Source organism: Pseudorhodobacter wandonensis, assembly GCF_001202035.1.
GTDB lineage: Bacteria > Pseudomonadota > Alphaproteobacteria > Rhodobacterales > Rhodobacteraceae > Pseudorhodobacter > Pseudorhodobacter wandonensis.
Window position 1 is genome coordinate 56,453 of sequence record NZ_LGHT01000036.1, and the last position, 19,723, is coordinate 76,175.

At 58.7% G+C, this 19,723-nt stretch carries 19 protein-coding genes; 10 read left to right on the forward strand and 9 right to left on the reverse strand.

The genetic code is table 11. The features are described from left to right. Positions 1-267 precede the first annotated feature (267 nt). The gene (locus AKU79_RS11190) at positions 268-1,140 is read left to right on the forward strand and encodes a hypothetical protein (protein ID WP_156209671.1); all 873 of its coding nucleotides are present in this window, start codon (positions 268-270) and stop codon (positions 1,138-1,140) included. Between the two features lie 92 nt (positions 1,141-1,232). Here AKU79_RS11190 and AKU79_RS11195 read toward each other — a convergent pair whose 3' ends face one another. Next, a complete protein-coding gene (locus AKU79_RS11195) occupies positions 1,233-1,553 on the reverse strand; it encodes a DUF6280 family protein (RefSeq protein WP_050523679.1) in 321 nt (106 codons plus the stop codon). A gap of 213 nt (positions 1,554-1,766) precedes the next feature. On the opposite strand from AKU79_RS11195, the gene efp reads away from it, so the two are divergent. Continuing rightward, positions 1,767-2,330: an elongation factor P gene (efp, locus tag AKU79_RS11200; RefSeq protein ID WP_050523680.1), complete on the forward strand. Its 564-nt coding sequence runs from the start codon at positions 1,767-1,769 to the stop codon at positions 2,328-2,330. Positions 2,331-2,348: 18 nt separating this feature from the next. Here the strand turns inward: efp and ygfZ are convergent, their stop codons facing one another. Beyond that, positions 2,349-3,119 (reverse strand): CAF17-like 4Fe-4S cluster assembly/insertion protein YgfZ, encoded by a 771-nt coding sequence (gene ygfZ, locus AKU79_RS11205; RefSeq protein ID WP_050523681.1) that lies wholly within the window; start codon positions 3,117-3,119, stop codon positions 2,349-2,351. A 197-nt stretch (positions 3,120-3,316) separates the two neighbouring features. Here ygfZ and AKU79_RS11210 point away from each other — a divergent pair, with 197 nt between their 5' ends. The 3 genes from AKU79_RS11210 to AKU79_RS11220 all read left to right on the forward strand — a co-directional run bounded on the left by AKU79_RS11210 (position 3,317) and on the right by AKU79_RS11220 (position 5,762). Then, the gene (locus AKU79_RS11210; RefSeq protein WP_050523682.1) at positions 3,317-4,528 is read left to right on the forward strand and encodes a pyridoxal-phosphate-dependent aminotransferase family protein; all 1,212 of its coding nucleotides are present in this window, start codon (positions 3,317-3,319) and stop codon (positions 4,526-4,528) included. A gap of 135 nt (positions 4,529-4,663) precedes the next feature. Continuing rightward, the gene (locus AKU79_RS11215) at positions 4,664-5,041 is read left to right on the forward strand and encodes an MbcA/ParS/Xre antitoxin family protein (RefSeq protein ID WP_050523683.1); all 378 of its coding nucleotides are present in this window, start codon (positions 4,664-4,666) and stop codon (positions 5,039-5,041) included. Next, a complete protein-coding gene (locus AKU79_RS11220) occupies positions 5,028-5,762 on the forward strand; it encodes an RES family NAD+ phosphorylase (protein ID WP_197087300.1) in 735 nt (244 codons plus the stop codon). Before AKU79_RS11215 ends, AKU79_RS11220 begins: the two co-directional genes overlap by 14 nt. Positions 5,763-5,796: 34 nt before the next feature. Here the strand turns inward: AKU79_RS11220 and AKU79_RS11225 are convergent, their stop codons facing one another. After that, positions 5,797-6,753: a magnesium transporter CorA family protein gene (locus AKU79_RS11225; protein WP_050523685.1), complete on the reverse strand. Its 957-nt coding sequence runs from the start codon at positions 6,751-6,753 to the stop codon at positions 5,797-5,799. A gap of 356 nt (positions 6,754-7,109) precedes the next feature. Here AKU79_RS11225 and AKU79_RS11230 point away from each other — a divergent pair, with 356 nt between their 5' ends. Next, positions 7,110-7,910 (forward strand): gamma-glutamyl-gamma-aminobutyrate hydrolase family protein, encoded by an 801-nt coding sequence (locus tag AKU79_RS11230; RefSeq protein WP_156209673.1) that lies wholly within the window; start codon positions 7,110-7,112, stop codon positions 7,908-7,910. 73 nt (positions 7,911-7,983) lie between these two features. Here the strand turns inward: AKU79_RS11230 and AKU79_RS18965 are convergent, their stop codons facing one another. The 3 genes from AKU79_RS18965 to kynU all read right to left on the reverse strand — a co-directional run bounded on the left by AKU79_RS18965 (position 7,984) and on the right by kynU (position 11,320). Then, positions 7,984-8,871, reverse strand: a complete 888-nt coding sequence (locus AKU79_RS18965; RefSeq protein ID WP_082224014.1) for a L,D-transpeptidase — start codon at positions 8,869-8,871, stop codon at positions 7,984-7,986. Between the two features lie 136 nt (positions 8,872-9,007). Beyond that, positions 9,008-9,856, reverse strand: a complete 849-nt coding sequence (gene kynA / locus AKU79_RS11240) for a tryptophan 2,3-dioxygenase (RefSeq protein ID WP_050523686.1) — start codon at positions 9,854-9,856, stop codon at positions 9,008-9,010. Positions 9,857-10,123: 267 nt separating this feature from the next. Then, on the reverse strand, positions 10,124-11,320 hold the full coding sequence (gene kynU / locus AKU79_RS11245) for a kynureninase (protein ID WP_050523687.1): 1,197 nt from the start codon (positions 11,318-11,320) through the stop codon (positions 10,124-10,126). 75 nt (positions 11,321-11,395) lie between these two features. Between kynU and AKU79_RS11250 the strand changes: the two genes are divergently transcribed. The 4 genes from AKU79_RS11250 (at position 11,396) to AKU79_RS11265 (ending at position 16,506) form a co-directional block, all read left to right on the forward strand. Continuing rightward, entirely contained in the window at positions 11,396-11,842 is a 447-nt protein-coding gene (locus AKU79_RS11250) for a methyltransferase family protein (RefSeq protein ID WP_050523688.1), read from the forward strand. Between the two features lie 184 nt (positions 11,843-12,026). Next, a complete protein-coding gene (locus tag AKU79_RS11255; RefSeq protein WP_050523689.1) occupies positions 12,027-13,604 on the forward strand; it encodes a Re/Si-specific NAD(P)(+) transhydrogenase subunit alpha in 1,578 nt (525 codons plus the stop codon). 15 nt (positions 13,605-13,619) lie between these two features. Further along, a complete protein-coding gene (locus AKU79_RS11260; RefSeq protein ID WP_050523690.1) occupies positions 13,620-15,053 on the forward strand; it encodes an NAD(P)(+) transhydrogenase (Re/Si-specific) subunit beta in 1,434 nt (477 codons plus the stop codon). Positions 15,054-15,222: 169 nt separating this feature from the next. After that, positions 15,223-16,506 (forward strand): DUF3422 family protein, encoded by a 1,284-nt coding sequence (locus AKU79_RS11265; RefSeq protein ID WP_050523691.1) that lies wholly within the window; start codon positions 15,223-15,225, stop codon positions 16,504-16,506. A gap of 33 nt (positions 16,507-16,539) precedes the next feature. On the opposite strand, the gene AKU79_RS11270 is transcribed toward AKU79_RS11265, so the two are convergent. The 3 genes from AKU79_RS11270 to AKU79_RS11280 form a co-directional block, all read right to left on the reverse strand. Beyond that, positions 16,540-17,592: a YeeE/YedE thiosulfate transporter family protein gene (locus AKU79_RS11270; protein WP_050523692.1), complete on the reverse strand. Its 1,053-nt coding sequence runs from the start codon at positions 17,590-17,592 to the stop codon at positions 16,540-16,542. Positions 17,593-17,791: 199 nt separating this feature from the next. Then, complete coding sequence (locus AKU79_RS11275) at positions 17,792-18,715, reverse strand: ABC transporter permease (protein ID WP_050523693.1); 924 nt, start codon at positions 18,713-18,715, stop codon at positions 17,792-17,794. Next, positions 18,708-19,715, reverse strand: a complete 1,008-nt coding sequence (locus AKU79_RS11280; protein WP_050523694.1) for an ABC transporter permease — start codon at positions 19,713-19,715, stop codon at positions 18,708-18,710. Before AKU79_RS11280 ends, AKU79_RS11275 begins: the two co-directional genes overlap by 8 nt. Positions 19,716-19,723: the final 8 nt, after the last annotated feature.

Genomic DNA, 19,723 nt, shown 5'->3' on the forward strand with positions numbered 1-19,723 from the left:
GATTAACGACAGTTTTTCAAAGCCGCGTCCTTTTCGCAAAGGGGCGCGGCTTTGTTGTTTGGGGGAATAGCCGAAAATTGTTTCCCTCACCGCGACAATCTTTGATTTGAATTGAAATCGCAGGCAGAATTTGGTCCAATTCCTTGTCATCACCAGCCCAAAGGGCTAAACTTTGGGAAAAGACCGCCAACCCGCAAATGGCGGCAAAGGTTACGAATAATCTGCATTTGGCCGTTGCGCCAAGTGTTGTGTGATAGGACGGGTAGTATGTCAGAACCAATGAGCACGATTGATATTGAGGATGTTCTGTCTTCGATTCGTAAGCTTGTCTCGGACGATCTGCGCCCCGCCGCGCCGCAGGAAGAACCGGTAAGCGCACCCGCGCCCAAAGACGCTGCCGGTGACGGCAAAGGCAAGCTTTTGCTTACGTCGGCCTTGCGTGTGGTCTCGGCAAATGCCGACGCACCCCAAGCTGACGACACTGCGCAAAAGGGGCAAAAGGCGCCTGTTGAAGGCGGCAATTTTGTTTTTTCCTCTCGGCAGCCGCAGCAAAACCCCGCAGCTGCCGCGCCCGTCTTGCCGGATACGCCGCCTGCCGCAAAATCGGCGCAAACCCCTGATGAAGACTGGTTACCTGAAAGCAATGATGAGGCCGAGCCGTACCCTGGTTGGGCCCCGACGGAAATGCCAACGACCTCAAATGTAACCCGTGTTGTCGGTGAAATTGCCGCTGCCGTGTCCGAGGTTGATGAAGAATGGGAGTCCGAGACCGGCGACGCCCCAGACCTTTCATGGCAAGCGCCAGACTGGGCAGAACGGTCTGCGCGACCCAAGGAAAAACCCTTGCCCGAAAACACTGCCAAAGCAATTTCCGACAAAGCCGAAGCTGCGGTGCTGGCTGAATTGCTGGCCGCGACTGTTGGCCCAGCGCCAAGTGCAGCTGCCACCGTAGCCACAGTTGCGACCAGCCACGACGATCTGCCAGAGCTGCGTTTCGATGAGGCTGTCTTGCGTGACCTGGTCCGCGATCTGATCCATGAAGAGCTGGGCGGGTCCTTGGGTGAGCGGATCACCCGCAATGTACGCAAGCTGGTGCGGTCCGAAATCAACCGCGCGCTGACCTCGCGTACGCTTGAATGATCGCGGGGCTTGCAGGCCGATAAAATAGCGAAAGCCCAAAATAGAAAACGCGCCCAAAACTGGGCGCGTTTTTCTTGGTCGATGGTTTCGACTTAAGCAGCTTCTGCTTGCTCGGCCGCATTGCGACGCTCGGATTCTTCGCGCGACAGCGCTACCGAGGTACGAATGCCTTTGGAAACGAATTCCATCAAACCTTTGACAACGCGCTCATTCGGGTCAATCCCCGAGCACGACAGCACTTCGCGGCCATCGCGCGAGCGTGCCCAGCGGGCAATCTGATCCGGGCCGTTGCCATATTTCTTGTCATCTGCAATCGCATCGTCCAAAGCAGCGAGTACGACGGCAGCAAAAAGCTTGCGCGCGCGCTGGCCTTGTTCAAAATTGAAAGCAGTTCCATCAACGAAGTCTAGCATCTGGCCGTCCTATTCTTGGTCTTGTGTTTTCCGACGTTCGCGCAATATGACCATTTTTACGCGATTCGGCATCCCCCATTTAGCATATCTGCCATGCATGTATCGCATGGCTCGTGCGAATTGATACTGTATCTTGTAAGCTTGTGGGCGCTAACAGGGATATATATAGGGTTGGTAAGAAATTCTTCAACTTTTCGACAAGGTTTTGTCATCATGCCAAAGATCAACGGAAACGAAATAAAGCCCAGCTATGTTCTGGAACATGACGGTGGCCTTTGGGCAGCTGTTAAGGTTAACATTGTAAAGCCCGGAAAAGGCGGTGCATTTGCACAGGTCGAGTTGAAAAACCTGCGCGATGGTCGCAAACTGAACGAACGCTTTCGCTCAGAAGATAAAGTAGAGCGTGTGACCCTGGAAAACAAGGACCAGCAGTTTCTGTATGAAACGGATGGCATGTTGGTGTTCATGGACTCTGAGACCTATGAACAAATTGAATTGCCTGCCGATTTGCTGGGTGATCGCAGGCCCTTCCTGCAAGACGGCATGATGGCAACCGTTGAATATTTCGGTGACGAGGCACTTTCGATGCGTCTGCCGCAAAAGGTAAAATGCCGGATCGTCGAGACCGAGCCTGTGCAAAAAGGCCAAACTGCCGCCAACAGCTTTAAGCCCGCAATTTTGGACAATGGCGTCCGCATCATGATCCCACCGTTTATCGGCGTGGACGAAGACATCATCGTCCATACCGAGTTGATGGAATATTCCGAGCGTGCCTGAAACGCCTTTGGGGGCGGGTTACTCTGTCCCCAAATACCGCACTTCGGCATTTCCTGCCGTCATAACATCGGCAATGCGGTCAAAGCGCAGGTAGGCGATTGCCTCTCCGCCCGCTTGGGTAAAAACCTGTCCCACTACTTTGCCGTCGGACAATATCTCGGCCCCAATTTCGACCGGTGCAGAAATCGACACACGGGCCATGCCTTTGCGCAGCTCGGTTTTATGCTTCATCCGCGCGTTCACCTCTTGGCCGACATAACAGCCCTTGCGAAAGTCGATGCCGTGTAGCCGCTCAAACCCCCATTCCAGTATGTAGCTGTCATTCGGGATCAGCTCGTACCCGTACTCTGGAATAAGGTGTTTTATGCGCAGCGCCTGCCAGTCTGGGGTGCTGCCTTGGTCTGCAACCGTGCGATAGGCCCGCCAGCCAAGGGCTTGGTGGCGTGGGTCGGCAAAGGCGCCCTCTGGCGTGGGGCCCAACCCTCGGGCGGCGTGTAGGGTCTGCGTGAGGCCGATTTTTACATCTGCCCGCAGGCGGTACATCGCAAGCCGTTTCAAAACATCCTCGGCAGCCAAGCCGGGCAAGTCGAGCAACAGCACCTCACCCGTGTTGACCACAAAGAAATCAGCCAGATACTTGCCCTGTGGTGTCAGTAGCGCAGTCCACACGATCCCCGGTTTATTGGCCAAGGGCATAACATCATTGGTCACCAAGCCCTGTAGAAAGCCGATGGCATCCGCGCCGGTCACTGTGGCAAGACTGCGAAAATCGGCATCTTCTTTGGGCATTTTTCGCTCCTGCTTGGTGGATATGGCTCTGCCAGAACCTGCAACTTGCACGGCTTTATGTAAAGACCGGAACGGGCGGGGGATGCAAGCCGATGGCTTGGTGTAAATTGAAAGGCGTTTTCAGGATGCAAGGGCAGTTGACGCTCTGCTTTGGTGGGCCTAGCACTTGGGCAGGAAATTGCAGGAAGACCGTCCCCATGAAATCACCCGTATCGCTTGCCCACGGCCGCCCCTATCTCGCTATTCCCGGCCCTTCGGTCATGCCTGACCGGGTTTTGCGGGCGATGCACCGCGCCGCGCCCAATATTTATGGTGGCGAGATTTATGACGTCGTGGCGGGCATCTGGCCGCGGCTTAGGGCGGTGGCCGGCACTGTGCAGAATTGTGCGATTTATATCGGTAACGGCCATGCTGCTTGGGAGGCGGCGAATGCCAATCTGTTTTCTCGGGGTGATAAGGCGCTTGTTTTGGCTGTCGGGCGTTTCGGTATCGGCTGGGCCGAGTCTGCGCGGGCGATGGGGGTGGATGTAGACCTGCTGGATTTCGGCAAGTCAAAGCCGATTGATCTGGCGCGGGTCGAGGCGGCGCTGCGGGCCGATAGCGGGCATCAGATCAAGGCTTTGCTGGCGACGCAGGTTGATACCTCTAGCTCGATCAAAACCGATATCAAAAAGTTGCGTGCGGTTTTGGATGCGGTCGGCCATTCGGCGCTTTTGGCGGTTGATTGCATCGCGTCCTTGGGGTGTGATGAGTACCGGATGGATGATTGGGGCGTCGATGTTACGGTTGCGGCCAGCCAGAAAGGGCTGATGACGCCGCCGGGCCTCGGGATCGTGTGGTTCTCGGAAAAAGCACGCGAGCGGTGCCGTGGCAATGATTTGCGCACCCCCTATTGGGATTGGGAATTGCGGGCGAATGGGACCGAGTTCTGGCAGTATTTCGACGGCACGGGCCCCACCCATCATCTCTATGGTTTGTCCGAGGCCTTGCTGATGATTGAAGAGGAAGGGCTGGAGAATGTCTGGGCGCGGCATCGGGCGCTGGCCGGGGCGGTATGGGCGGCCTTTGATGTCTGGGGCAGCGGCAGCCCGACCATCGCGATGAATGTGGCCAATCCGGCCGATCGGGGGTGCTCGGTCACGGCGGCGCGGATCGGCGGGCAAGATGCGACGCGGCTGCGGGAATGGTGCGAAAAAGAGGCAGGCGTGACGCTGGGCATCGGGCTGGGCATGGCCTTGCCCAATGATCCGGCCTGGCATGGATTTTTGCGGGTGGCCCATATGGGGCATGTGAACGCCCACATGACTTTGGGGGTGCTGGCGGTGATGGAAACGGGGATGCAGGCCTTGAATATCGCGCATGGTGAGGGCGGGATTTTGGCCGCGACGCACTCGATTTCATCGCGGTGACCGCGCGCGGACGGGTTGGCAAGCGGTTGATCGTAAACGATTTTACGGTTTCCGTTAACCGCATGTTAACCTGCGGCGGCAATGCAGGTTGATTTCTGCTGAAATTATGTTATATGTAGTTTCAGGAGAAATATCATGCCCAAACCACTTTTGCATCCTGATATCCAGCTGACGCCCGGCCAGATTGCGGCCAAGGCGGTGTTTAATGCCGCGCGTGAATTGGGTTTAAGCCAGCGGGATCTGGCGCGCAGTATCGGCGTGTCAGAGCCCAGCGTCAGCCGCATGAAAGGCGGCGGGTTCGCGCTTGAGGGCAAGCCACTGGAACTGGCGCTGTGTATCATCCGGATTTTCCGGGCGTTGGATGCTATGGCGGGGGGCGAGGCGGCGGTTATTCGTGGCTGGATTGCCAATGATAACAGCGATTTGGGCGCCGCCCCCAAAGAGCTGATCGCCACGGCGACAGGGCTGGTGGATGTGATGAACTATCTGGATGCGGCGCGTGCACCGGTTTGAAGCCGCCGATTTTGCGGCCGGAATGCAGCCGCTAAAGGCGGGGCTGTGGCGGATTATTGAAGGGCAATACCGATCCTCGACCCTGCGGATTGTCGATACTTTTGCCGAACATGACGTGCTGGAGGCGATGCTGGAGGCGGCCAAGCCGCCGGTGCCAGCCGAGTGCCAGCATCTGGATTATCAGTTCTGGTCGCCGTTTCGTTATGGCTGCTATCCGCATGATTCACGGTTTCGGCGGCGGGGGCGCACGGCGGGCGTATGGTACGGGTCCGAAGCGCCGCTGACTGCGATGTGCGAGATGATCTGGGGCATGCTGCGGTTTTTCCGCGCCTCAAAGGGGACGCCTTTGCCGCGCCGCGCGGTGGAATATACTGCCGTGCAGGCGCGGATTGAAACGCCCTTTAGTTTGGATTTGACCACGCCGGATTGGGCCGATCGTGGCGCTTGGATGGATGCAACGGACTATGGCGATTGCCTGAATTTGGCCGATGCGTTTCGGGCCAGCGGGGGCGAGGCTGTGCGCTATGCCTCGGTCCGCCACCCAGACCATGCGGCGAATGTGGCGGTGCTGACCTGTCGGGCATTCGCCAAACCTGCGCCCGTCGCCTTGCAAACATGGCATGTTTTATATTCGGACCTGTTGTTGCGGGCGGTGAATGAGACCGAGGGCAACCGCTATATGCTTGCAGTGAATGACACTGATTTGTCATTTATAACATAGGTATGCGCTGCACTCTTAATATTTCACATTAAGATCAGAGCCACTTTTTAAACTTGAAAAACAGATAGGGCAACATGGCAAACGTGACCATCAGGCCCACGGCATAGGCATAACCATACTCCCATGACAATTCGGGCATATGCGTAAAGTTCATCCCGAAGGTTGACGCGATCAGCGTCGGCGGCAGGAAGATGACCGAGACGACCGAGAAGATTTTGAAAATGCCGTTCTGCTCTATCCCGATAAGGCCTAGCGTGGCATCAAGCAGGAAAGTGATTTTCGAGGCGACGAAATTGGCGTGATCGGTCAGCGATTTCACATCGCTGCCCAAGGTGCGCGCGCGCTCTCGCATATCGGGGCTGGCATCACGCTTGGCCAACAGCTGGCCAAGATAGGTGACGAGCCGTTCAAACGTCAGCAAGCTGTCGCGAATGTTGGAATTGAGGTTGCCCATCTGGCCAATCTTTTCCAGAACCTTTTGATAGTCTTTGCTTGTTCCGCGCTGTTTGGGTTTGAAAAGCTCGCGCGATTCTGAGTCAATCTCGGCGGCGGCACGTTCCAGAATATCGGCCTGCCGGTCGATTATCGCCTCCATCAGCGCCATAAGGCAGGACTCTGGGCTGTCCATTTCCAGTTTGGTGGCTTGCGCGCGCGGCGGAAAAGAACCGAAGACGCGCGGATTGTGATAGCGGATGGTGACCAGATGCGAAGGTGTCAGGACAAAGCTGACCGGCCCCATAATCGGGTCGCCGCCATCCGAGTTGGCGGGCAGGATTGCCGTCATATAGATGGCGTGATCATAGGTGTAGAGGCGCGAGGAAATCTCGATCTCGTTCATCTCGGCTTGGGTCGGGATGTCGCAGTTCAACACGGCCTCGACTGCGGCTTCCTCGTCCAGTGTCGGGCTGTCGAGGTCAAGCCAGAGGGCGGTATCTAGCCCGCCTGAATGCGGGGTAAGTACCCCGTTTTGCAGGGAATAGCTGTGGATCATGGTGCGCCTCGTGTGTTCGGGTTGGGGTATTGTGACCAGCGGGGCGCGATTGTCACGGGGTTATTTCCGGCCAAGGGCGGTGCGGTTTTGGATATGGGCGATTTTCGGCAAAGGTAGGCGTTGGCCGTGGCGCCGGATGATTTCGGCCGCAAGGCGATTTGGCCTGCCGCCCATTTGGCCTGCCGCCCATTTGGCCTGCCACGGTTGCGCATTTTTGCGCGGCTATCGTGCCGAATATTTACGCGCTTTGCTGCGGCAGTGCAGATCAAGGGGTTGTGATAGGCGGAGGGGGCTTCACGCTTGGCGCGGCTTGGCCTATCTTATATGCATGGTGTTGAATTTTATGGGGTGGCCCTATGCGCAATAACCCAGCCAAACGCCCAGTGATCGGGATTATTGGCAATATGAATATGTTGAATGACAGCTATCCGGTGCATGCGGGGGGCACGATGAACTCGGCCGCGGTGGCCGAGGTGGCGGGGTGTTTGCCAATCATCATTCCGTCGGACCCGGGTTTTGTGAGCGTGGATGAATTGCTGGCGCTGTGCGACGGGTTTTTGCTGACGGGCGGGCGGCCGAATGTGCATCCGTCGGAATATGGCGAGGTTGAAACGCCGGCGCATGGTGATTTTGACCGTTGCCGTGATGCGGTGACGCTGCCTTTGGTGCGGGCCTGTGTTGAACGCGGGCAGCCGTTCATGGGGATTTGCCGCGGCTTTCAAGAGGTGAATGTGGCGATGGGGGGCACGTTGTCGCCCGAGATCCGCGATTTGCCGGGGCGGATGAACCACCGGATGCCGCCCGATGGGACGATTGAGGAAAAGTTTGCGCTGCGCCATCCGGTGCGGTTTACCGCAGGTGGGGTGTTTGCGGGATTGATGGGCGCGGATGAGGTGATGACCAATACGCTGCACGGGCAAGGGATTTGCAGACCGGGTGCGCGGGTGGTGATTGACGGGCTGGCGCCGGATGGCACGCCCGAGGCGATTTATATCAAGGATGCGCCCGGGTTTACCCTGTCGGTGCAATGGCATCCTGAATGGAATGCGGCGGCAGACCCGGTGTCGCGGCCTTTGTTCACGGCGTTCGGGGCGGCGGCGGCGGCTTGGGCGGCGGGGCAGCGGCCGCCTGTGGCGCGGGCTTTGGCAGGGGCCTGAGGTTGGCGGCTTGGTGAATAGCAAAACGGCGGGTCGATTTGACCCGCCGTTTTTCTTTGGCCTTGGCAGAGGCTTACTGGGTAACGGGCGTCGCTGTTTCGGGGGCCACAACCAAAGGCAGGACAGGTGCTGCGGTACCCGTGGTTGACGGGGTTTCAACAGCTGTCGTTGCCGGCTCGGGCTGATAGGTGACGGTTTTGATCTCAAGCTCGGGCACGACGGGGGTCGCTACGGGTTTTACCGTTTGCTTTGGCTTTGGCGGGGTCGGAATTTTCAGACCCTTGGGGATCGAGCCGTCAGCGTTGAGCACCAGAACCGTTGCGCCGGGCTGCACGCGGGTGTTCAGGTCGATCACGTCTTGCTGGATCATGCGGATACAACCCGACGAGGCGTTCTTGCCGATAGACCACCAATCGGGGGTGCCGTGGATGCGGTAGCCATAGTCGCGCCCACCGGACAGCAGGTAAATCGCACGGGCGCCAAGCGGGTTGGTCGGGCCGCCGGGCTGGCCGTCTTTCCACTTTTCCAATTCGGGTTTGCGGGCGATCATTTCTTTGGGCGGCGTCCAGGTCGGCCAGTTTTTGGTCTCGGACACCACGGCCTCACCCGCCCATTCAAAGCCGGCTTTGCCGACCGAGATGCCATAGCGGATGGCCTTGTTCTTGCCGGTGACAAAGTAAAGGAACTTTTGGCCGGGGTGAATGATGATCGAGCCTGCGGGCCGGTCGGTTTGATAGGCAACCTCTTGGCGGCGGTAGGCCGTGGGCAATTTATCCAGCGGAATGGCAGGTACCTGAATTGTGCCATCCATTTTGGCGACATAGACGGTATCTGCCCCGGCGACGGCGGCGGTCGGGGCACTGGCTGTTGGCGTATCTTGATGCGGGACGCATGCCGAAAGAACAAAGCCGAGAGCGACCGGAAGGCCCGCGTAACGTAGAGTAGAACTGAATGAGCGCATCAAAACTTACCTTTACAATGCCGCCTGGGGCGGATTTCCGTATCATTTCAATCGATAGAACAAAGAAAACCGTGGGTCAAAGGTGATCGGCGCAAAAAATGGCCAGAGTTGGGCCGATCCGCGGCTTTTCGCGTGTTCAGAGCGTGGTTCGCAGGTGCCAAAGCTCTGGGAACAGCTCGGTATCGAGCATTTTGCGCAGATATTGCACGCCAGATGTCCCACCTGTGCCGCGCTTGAAGCCGATGATCCGTTCGACCGTTGTGACGTGATTAAAGCGCCAGCGCCGGAAATAATCTTCGAAATCAACGAGTTTCTCGGCTAGCTCATAGGCCTCCCAATAGGTTTCGGGGGCGCGGTAGACGGTTTCCCACACCGATTGCACGGCGGCATTGGCGATCCATGGCTGCGTCAGGTCGCGGTCGATCACGTCTTTGGGAACAGGCAGGCCAGTGCGATATAAATAGCGCAGTGCTGCGTCATAAAGGCTTGGGCGTGCCAGCTCGGCGGTCAGTTGGGCGGTGTAATCGGCGCGATGCGCGTGTGGGCGCAGCATGGCAGGGTTGCGGTTGCCAACGGCAAATTCGATCAGCCGGTACTGGTGGCTTTGAAAGCCCGAGGACTGGCCGAGGCCATCGCGAAAGCGGGTGTATTCGGACGGGGTCATGGTGCGCAGCACATCCCATGCCGAGTTGAGCTGTTCAAAGATGCGCGAAATGCGGGCGAGCATTTTGAACGCCTCGCGCGGGCGGTCGTTTGCGATGCAGGTGCGGGCGGCATCAAGTTCGTGCAGGGCGAGGCGCATCCAGAGTTCTGAGGTTTGGTGCTGGATGATGAAGAGCATTTCATCATGTGCATCGGTGGCCGGGTTTTGCGCATTCAGGATTGCGTCGATGGCGAGGTAGTCGCCGTAAGACATGCGGCCGTCAAAAGACATTTCGGCGCCGTCTGTTTCAGGGTCGAGCGGGGTGGTGTAGGGGCATTTCATCGGGGATCTCCGGTTGTGAAAAGGGCAAGAAACGGGTCAAGAGAACCCGATTTTTGCTGTAGGTACCGAAGAGGCAGCCATGCACCGCCAGAGACCCGCCCAGCCCGACGGTCTGCACAGAGGCAGGCGGAGGGTGGAATGGCGGGCAAGGTTTGTCGTCACCCGATCTGGCGCAAACCCGGCGAAGGTGCTGGCGGCGATGCCGGATAGGTATTTGGGCCAAGATGAAATCAGGTGCGGCATTTGCGTGACTGTGGTTTCAGAGGGTCAGGTGACTTTGGCGCGGGTTTTATATTCGGCGCGGTCCCAGAGTGATTTATCCATGATCTCGGCAAGGATTTTGACGGCGTTGTCGACATCTTGTTCCGAAATATAAAGCGGTGTGAAGCCGAAGCGCAGGATGTCGGGGGCGCGGAAGTCGCCGATGACGCCTTGGGCAATGCAGGCCTGCATGATCGCATAGCCCTGTGGGTGGCGGAACGAGGCTTGCGAGCCGCGGTGTTGGCCATCGCGAGGCGAGGCGAGGGAGAGGGTAGGGCAGGTAGCCTCGACCCCCGCGATAAAGCGGTCGGTCAGCGCGATGGATTGGGCGCGAACGTCCATCATGTCGGCCTGATCCCAGATGTCGAGCGAGGCCTCGAGCGCTGCTAGTTGCAAAACGGGGGGGGTGCCGACGCGCATACGCTCGATACCGGCGCCGGGTTGGTAATCGAGATCGAAGGCAAAGGGGGCGGCGTGGCCGAGCCAGCCGGAAAGGGCCGGGCGGGCGGTTTGCTGGTGGCGCGGGGCGACATAGATGAAAGCGGGGCCGCCGGGGCCGGAGTTGAGGTATTTATAGGTGCAGCCGACGGCGAAATCGGCTTTGCATTGCGCGAGGTGGACGGGCAGGGCGCCTGCGGAATGGGCCAGATCCCAGACGGTGAGCGCGCCGTGTTGATGCGCGCGTTCGGTGATGGCCTGCATGTCATGTTTGCGGCCGGTGCGGTAATCAACCTCGGTGATCAGGGTCACAGCGATGGTGTCATCGATGGCATCCAGCACATCCTCGGGGGCGACGGTTTTCAGCGTGTAGTCGGGGCCGAGTGTGCGGCAAAGGCCGGTGGCCATGTAAAGATCGGAGGGGAAGTTGCCGGTATCGGACAGAATCACGCGGCGGCCGGGGTTCATTTCCAGTGCCGAGGCAAGGGCCTGGTAGACCTTGATCGACAGCGTGTCGCCCATGACGACCGAACCGGGCTCGGCGCCGATAAGCCGCGCGATGCGGTCACCGATAGTTGAGGGTTGCGCCATCCAGCCGGCTTTATTCCAGCCGGTGATCAGCATTTGGCCCCATTCCTCGGTGATGGTTTTGGCAACACGCGCGGCGGCTGCCTTTGGCAGGGGGCCGAGCGAGTTGCCATCAAGGTAGATCACGCCTTTGGGCAGGTCGAACTGTGCGCGAAGGCTGGTGAAATCGGTTGGCATGGGGCATCCTTTGTGGGCTATTGGCGCATTGAAACGGTTTGGTGCCGTCGCAGCAAGCCAAAAGATGGATGAGGTATGAGACTGTTGTTTGATTGGCCACCGGTTTGGACGGGGGCGTTCTTGGTGCTGGTTTGGGCGCTGGCGCGGGCCTTGCCTTTGGCCGTTTTTGGCGTGGCGGGCGATGTGGGGGGCGGGCTGTTGGTGCTGGCTGGCTTGGCGCTGATGGTGCTGGCCGTGTGGGAAATGGGGCGGGCACGCACAACGGTTATTCCCCGGCGCGTTGCGAGCCGTTTGGTCACTTCGGGGGTGTTTCGCTATAGCCGCAACCCGATCTATCTGGGCGATGCGCTGGTGCTGATGGGGGCCTGTCTGATTTTGGACAGCGTCTTGGGGCTGGCCTTGCTGCCCTTGTTTGTGCGCATCATCAATGTGCGGTTCATCGAAGGCGAAGAATCCCATTTGCAACAAGCCTTTGGCGTGGAATACACCAAGTGGAGCGGGCAGGTGCGTCGCTGGTTGTGAAACCGCAATTTTCGGTTGGGCGTTTTCGCCGCGTAACATGATTGCGGGGTTGAAATGGCGCAGATGCGTGCCAGTATGGCGCAATTGTGATGCCGACTTGTGATTTTTTGTTAAGCGGTGTTATAGGAAACAGGAAACACTGACCTGACGCTTTACGTAGCGTTACATATGGGGGGAGAAGCTGTTGAAGATTGGGGCACCCAAGGAAATTCTTGAGGGCGAAGCACGCGTTGCGATGACGCCCGATTCGGCCAAACTGCTGCAAAAGCTGGGTCATACATGCGTGATCGAATCCGGGGCCGGTGCGCTGGCCGGGTTTTCGGACAAGGCCTATGCGGATGCGGGCGTCGAAGTGGTGAAAACCGCCGCTGCCTTGTACAAAACAGCCGATATCGTTGTGAAAGTGCGCGGGCCAGAGCCGAAAGAAGCCAAGCTTTTGCGTGATGGCCAGACGCTGATCTCGTTCTTTTGGCCGGCGCAGAATGCCGACCTGCTGGAGCAGATGAAGGCGCAAGGCACCACAGCGATTGCGATGGATATGGTGCCGCGCATCAGCCGTGCGCAGAAAATGGACGCCCTGTCGTCGATGGCCAATATCGCGGGCTACCGTGCGGTGATTGAGGCGGGCAACAACTTTGGCCGATTCTTTACCGGTCAGGTGACGGCTGCGGGTAAGGTGCCGCCGGCCAAGGTGTTGGTTGTGGGCGCGGGCGTGGCCGGTTTGGCCGCGATTGGTACCGCGACGTCATTGGGTGCGATTACCTATGCGTTTGACGTGCGGCCCGAAGTGGCCGAGCAGATTGAATCGATGGGCGCCGAGTTTGTGTACCTTGAGTTCGATGCAAGCGAATTGCCCGATGGGGCGGCGACGGGCGGCTATGCTGCGCCTTCGACGCCGGAGTTCCAAGCCAAGCAGCTGGCGAAATTCCGCGAGCTGGCCCCCGATATCGACATTGTTATCACCACAGCCCTGATCCCCGGACGGCCTGCGCCGAAACTGTGGACCAAGGATATGGTTGAGATGATGAAGCCGGGTTCGGTTATCATCGACCTTGCGGCCGAGCGTGGCGGCAACTGCGATCTGACTGTGGCAGACCAAAAGATTGTCACCGAGAATGGCGTGACGATTGTCGGCTATACCGATTTCCCAAGCCGGATGGCGGCGCAGTCTTCGACGCTGTATTCCAACAACATCCGCCATATGATTGCCGATCTGACACCGGGCAAGGACGGCGTTATCAACCAGAATATGGAAGATGACGTGATCCGCGGCGCGACAGTGGCGCATAAGGGCGAGATTACCTTCCCGCCGCCGCCGCCAAAAGTGGCTGCGATTGCGGTGCAAAAGCCGAAAGAAAAGGTGAAAGAGCTGACGCCCGAGGAACGGCGCGCCAAAGAGGTTGCGGCCTTTAAGGCACAGACGCGCACGCAAGTCGGGCTGTTGGCTGTTAGTGGTGGTTTGCTATTGTTGGCGGGGGCGTTCACCCCTGCAAGCTTTATGTCGCATTTTATCGTGTTTGTGCTGGCCTGCTATGTTGGTTTCCAGGTTATCTGGAACGTCAGCCACAGTCTGCACACGCCGCTGATGGCGATTACCAACGCGATTTCCTCGATCATCATTCTGGGCGCGTTGCTGCAAATCGGGTCTGGCAGCTGGCTTGTTGTGATTTTGGCAAGTCTTTCGGTTTTGATGGCCGGGATCAACATTTTCGGCGGTTTCATGGTGACACGGCGTATGCTCGCCATGTTCCAAAAGTCGTAAGCGGAGGCGGATAATATGGAATATGGTTTTACAACAGCCGCTTATGTTGTCGCAGCCGTGCTGTTCATTCAGTCGCTCGGCGGGCTTTCGGGGCAAGAAAGCGCCAAGCGCGCGGTGTGGTACGGGATTGTGGGCATGGCTTTGGCCGTGCTGGCAACCGTTACCGGGCCGGGGGCTGGCAATTGGGTTCTGTCACTTGTGATGATCGCGATCGGTGGCAGCATCGGTTGGGTTGTCGCACAGCGCGTGCAGATGACAGAGATGCCGCAGCTTGTGGCGGCCATGCACTCTCTGGTTGGTTTGGCTGCGGTGTTCATCGGCTATAACGCGCATCTGGAGGCGGCCTTTGTTGCGGGCACGCCCGAAGACCAGCGCCACCTGCTGGAAGGCTTTGCCGCTATTTTGGCGCATAAAGCCCCGGTTGAGCTGACGATTTTGCGCATCGAGGTGTTCCTTGGCGTGTTTATCGGGGCTGTTACCTTTACCGGTTCGGTCATTGCCTATGGCAAGCTTGCGGGTAAAGTGGACGGCAAAGCGAAAAAGCTGCCCGGCGGTCATTTGCTGAACGCAGGTGCGGCGCTGGGTTCGGTGCTGATGCTGGTGATTTACCTGCAAACGGCCTCGGTCATGGCGTTGATCGTGATGACGCTGTTGGCGTTTTTCATCGGCTATCATCTGATCATGGGCATTGGCGGTGCCGATATGCCGGTGGTTGTGTCGATGTTGAACAGCTATTCCGGCTGGGCGGCGGCGGCGATTGGTTTCTCGCTGTCGAATGACTTGCTGATCGTTGTGGGTGCGCTTGTCGGCTCCTCCGGTGCGATCCTGTCCTATATCATGTGTAAGGCGATGAACCGGTCGTTCATTTCGGTTATCCTTGGTGGCTTTGGTAGCACCACGGGCCCTGCGATGGAAATCAGTGGCGAGCAGATCGCGATTGATACCGACGGTGTTGCGGCAGCCTTGAACGAGGCCGATAGCATTGTGATTATTCCGGGCTATGGCATGGCTGTTGCGCAAGCGCAGCAGGCGGTGTCTGAGTTGACACGCAAGCTGCGGGCCAAGGGTAAGAACGTGCGCTTTGCCATTCACCCTGTTGCGGGGCGTCTGCCGGGCCATATGAACGTGCTCTTGGCCGAGGCGAAGGTGCCTTATGACATCGTGCTGGAGATGGACGAGATCAACGAGGATTTCCCGTCAACGGATGTGGCGATTGTTATCGGGTCCAACGACATCGTGAACCCCGCCGCGCAAGAAGACCCCAACAGCCCGATTGCCGGTATGCCGGTGTTGGAATGCTGGAAGGCGAAACAGGTATTTGTTTCCAAGCGCGGTCAGGGTACGGGCTATTCGGGCATTGAGAACCCGCTGTTTTACAAGGAAAACACGCGGATGTTCTATGGCGACGCCAAGAAGTCGCTTGATGCTTTGCTGCCGTTGATCGACTGATCTGTGGTGCCATTATGATAAAACGCCCCGCTGGAAACGGCGGGGCGTTTTGCATTTGGGCGTTGCGGATTTACCAGTGTACCATTGCGCACTGATTTGGCAGCCGTCTGGGAATTTACAAATCGCCGCGCAGCCCCTTTGCTGTGGTCAAGGCAACCCCGAGGACTCTATGGCTAAAATCAAAGACCATCCGCTCCGCTATGATTTGGTGAATGAGCTGCACGCGCGGCCCTTTCCGGCGCTGACGGTGCCATGCCATGCGGTCTATGTGGCGATCAAAGAGGCCGAGCATGCGGTGAACCGTGACCGCGCCGCAGACCGCGCGCATTTGCTGGCTTTGCTGGATCGCAATGGGTCACCCCATCCGCAGCCGGATGCCACGCATTTTTCGGGCGCGATGGGGCGGCATCACTTGAAATGGGAAAGCCATACGGAATTCGTGACCTATTCGGCCTTTGGCAGTGGCGTATCGTCCCGCGCCTTTGACCCGATGGAGGCAGATGTCTTTCCGCAGGATTGGCTGGCCGGTGCGCCCGGCACGCGGTTGACCTCGGTGCTGATCCGGGTTGAGGAATTGCCGCAGGATGAGGCCGAAATGCTGGCCAAGCTGGATGACTGGTTTGTGCCGGAAAGCCTGGCTATGGCGCGGGTGGTTGATGGTGCTGCGGTGATCGCGGGGGATTTCCGGATTGATCCGGCGGGGCATATGCGCTTTGCCGTGTTCGTGAAAAAGGGCACGGGCGAGCGGCGGGTGGGGCGGATTGTGCAGCGGCTGTGCGAGGTGGAGACCTACCGCGCCATGTCGATGCTGGGTTTGATGCGGGCGCGGGGGCTAAGCGGCAAGCTGAACACGCTGGACCCGCAGCTGTCGCAGCTGATTTCGGGGATGAACAGCCCCGATCATTCGCCCGAAGAGGTGCTGCAAACACTGCTGAAAATCTCGGCCGAGTTGGAAAGCCTTGCGGTGCAGTTCAGCTTTCGCTTTGGCGCGACCGAGGCCTATGAGGCGATTGTGACGCAGCGTGTGTCTGTGATGCGCGAGGTGCGGGTTGAAGGGCGGCAGACTTTTGGCGAGTTTATGATGCGGCGCTATGACCCGGCGATGCGGACGGTGAAATCGGTGGACGCGCGACTGCGCGGCATGGCCGAACGCGCGACACGGGCGGCCGAGCTGTTGCGGACGCGGGTTGATGTTGAACGCTCGGCGCAGAACCAGAAGCTGTTGGAAAGCATGGATGCGCGGGCAGATTTGCAGCTGCGGCTTCAGACCACGGTTGAGGGGCTGTCGGTGGTGGCGATCAGCTATTACGCGGCGAACTTGCTGGCCTATATCGCCTATCCGGTGACAGAGGGGCTGGGTTTGTCAAAAGGCATGTCGATGGCGATCATGGTGCCGGTGGTGATTTTGGGCGTCTGGGCGATGGTGCGCCGTATCCGCCATAAGTTTCATTGAAAAGCCCGCCCTTTTTGGGAGCGGGCTTTGTATTTAGCCAAAGGCCGGCGTGGTTTGCGGTTTAAGCGCAAGTGCCTTATCGGCCAGCACGGCGCCAAGGGCGATAGCGGCAAGCGCCAGCACTGCGGCAACCGACAGGGTTGGCACACCGGCAAGCCCTGCGCCGATGGTGCAACCGCCAGCCAAGACGCCACCCACACCCATCAGGACACCGCCTGCAAGGTAGCGGCCGGTTTCGCGGGGTGAGACAAAGCTTTGCCATTTAAAGCGGCCGGTGGTCAGGGATGACAGTGCCGCCCCTGCGATTGCGCCGCCGAACAAGCCGATGCCAAAGCCAGCCGCAACCGATGAGGACGCGATGGCCCAGAACAGGGTTTCGGTCAGTGGTGAGGTGAAGCTGAGGCTTTCCATGACGATCGGGTCGAATTCATCCAGCAGCACAAAGCCGGTGCCAACCCATGCCAAGGGCACAAGTGCGCCGATAGCAATGCCCGCCAACCATTGGCGTGGCGCCAGCCGGGCGCGGAGCGCAAAGGCAAGGGCTGCGGCGGCAAGCAGGCCTGCGACCAGTGGCGCGCCGCCGGGCAGGTTTGCCAATGAAATGGCGTCGCCCATCGGCAAGGTGATTTCACCCAAACCCGTGCGCAGCGGGGCCAAAAGCCCTTTCATCGTGGCATGGGCCGCGATTGCAAACACAGTCAGCACGGTCAGCGCGCGCAGGTTTCCGGTGCCGGTCAGCACCGTCAGGCGCGAGGCGCAGCCACGGGTCAGGACCATGCCAATGCCAAAGGCAAGCCCGCCAAGGATGATCGCGGCATAAGGCAGATCGGGCGTCAGCAGGCGGTGGCCATCAAAGCTGATCCAGCCCGCAGCCGTTGCGGCTTGGGTGCCGATGATCGCGGTGGCAAGCGCGATGGCCCAAAGGGCAAGGGCGGGACGGCGTTCGGCTTTGGGGCCGACAAGACCACGGCGCAGGCAAAAGCGGGTGGCCTCGGCCAGAATGCCGAACAGCAAGCCAATCGCCAGCCCAAGAATAACAGACGCCTCACGCGGGGTCAGCGTTTCAAAGCCAAGGGATTCAAACATCGCGCACTCCTGAGAAATGGAATTTTATTCCGTTTGGCGTAAAATATTCGCAATTTCAAGGCAATGAATATGTGAATGGGTTGGCCGGTGGGGGAGATTGTTCTGGCAACCGTCACAGCGCAGAACATAAGACCAAACCGCCCCTAAAGACAGGAAATCCGTCTAGGGGCGGCAAGGTTTGCGCAAGCTTGGTCTTATTTTACCGGCCGCGGATGCGCGGGTCGAGCGCGTCGCGCAAGCCGTCACCGATGTAGTTGACCGAGAGCACCGTCAGCGAGATGGCAACACCCGGCCAGATCACGCGCTCGGGGTATTGCTGGATGTATTCGGCACCGTCAAACAGCAACCGGCCCCAGGTTGGAAAATCAGGCGGAAAGCCGAGGCCGAGGAACGAGAGCGCGGATTCGGTGATGATTGCGTTGGCGATGCCCAGCGTGGCGGCCACCATGATTGGCGACATTACGTTGGGCAGTACATGGCGCAGGATCATCCGGCGTGACGGGGTGCCGATGGACCGCGCGGCCAGCACGAACTCGCGTTCCTTCAGGGCCAGCACCTCGCCGCGTACAACGCGGGCGGCTTGCATCCAGCTGGTCAGACCAATGGCCACCACGATCAGCAAGAACGTGCCGCCTTCGGGGCCAAAGGCCTTGGACAAAGGCGCGCGGAACAGCATCGCCATGACCAAGAGCAAGGGCAGCAGGGGTAGGGCCAGAAACAGGTCGGTCAGGCGCATCAGCGCGTTATCCAGCCGTTTGAAATAGCCCGCCATGACGCCGACAAAGGTGCCAAGGGTAATGGAAATCACCATCGCCGTCAGGCCCACGGCGATAGAGGTTTGGCCACCCTTCATCATCCGCGCCAGCATATCGCGGCCCAGCTGGTCGGTGCCCAAGGGAAATTCTATCGACGGCGGCTTGTTGCGGGTTTTGATCATCGTCACCGCATCGGGGTTGATGAAAGTCGGGTCTTTGGTCCAGACCATCGGGCCGATGAACACGAACAGCACCAAGCTGACGAAGACGAACAGCCCCACCAATGCGCCTTTGTGCGATTTGAACTGCACCCAGACATCGGCCCATTGGCTGCGGGGTTTGGCCAGAGCGGCGGGGGCGTTAGTCATAGCGGATCCTCGGGTCTAGCAATCCGTAAAGAATATCGGCGATCAGGTTGAACAGCACGATCAGCACGGCAAAGATAAAGGTAAGCGTTTGGACGGTTGGCAGATCTGACCCCTGGATCGCGCCAATCAGCAGCGCACCAAGGCCGTTCACGCGAAACACCTGCTCGGTGATAATCGCGCCGCCAAAGATGCTGGGAATGCCAAGGGCGATAACGGTGACCACCGGGATCATCGAGTTGCGCACAACATGTTTCAGCACGACAACGCGTTCGGTCAGGCCTTTGGCGCGGGCGGTGCGGACGTAATCTTGCCCGAGGTTTTCCAGCATGCTTGACCGCATGTAGCGGCTGATCTGCGCGGCGTTATAAAGCGCCAGCACCATCACCGGCATGGCCATTTGCTTAACCTGCTGCATAAAACTGGCCCAATCGGTGACGCGCAACGAGGTGTCATAGATTGACGGGAACCAATGCAGGTTAACCGCGAATACCAAGATCAGCACCAGACCGGTAAAGAAGGTCGGCACCGAAAAGCCGATCATCGCGATGAATGTGCCAAGCTGGTCAAACCACGAATATTGGCGATACGCCGAATAAATGCCGATGGGCAGCGCGATCAGCACGCCCAGAACATAGGATGTGCCGATAACTGTCATAGTTTGCGGCAAGCGCTGCACGACGATATCCATCACCGGGCTGCGCGACTGCCAGCTGACGATGCGCTGCATTCCGGCCGAATATTCGGTGCTGAACCAGTGATCCCACAGGACCAGCGGTTCCACGACAAAAAACTGTTTCAGCCACAGCAGATAGCGCACCATGACGGGTTCGTTCACGCCCATGGCCTCCATGATCTTCAACCGTACCTCGGGGGGGACGGTCAGGGGGATTTGGCTCATTGGAGAGCCGGGCGCGAGATCGACGAGCAAAAAGATCAGCAGACTGATGAACAAAAGCGTCGGGATGGCAAACATAAGCCGACGGAGGGTGAAGGTAAGCATAGGGGGGC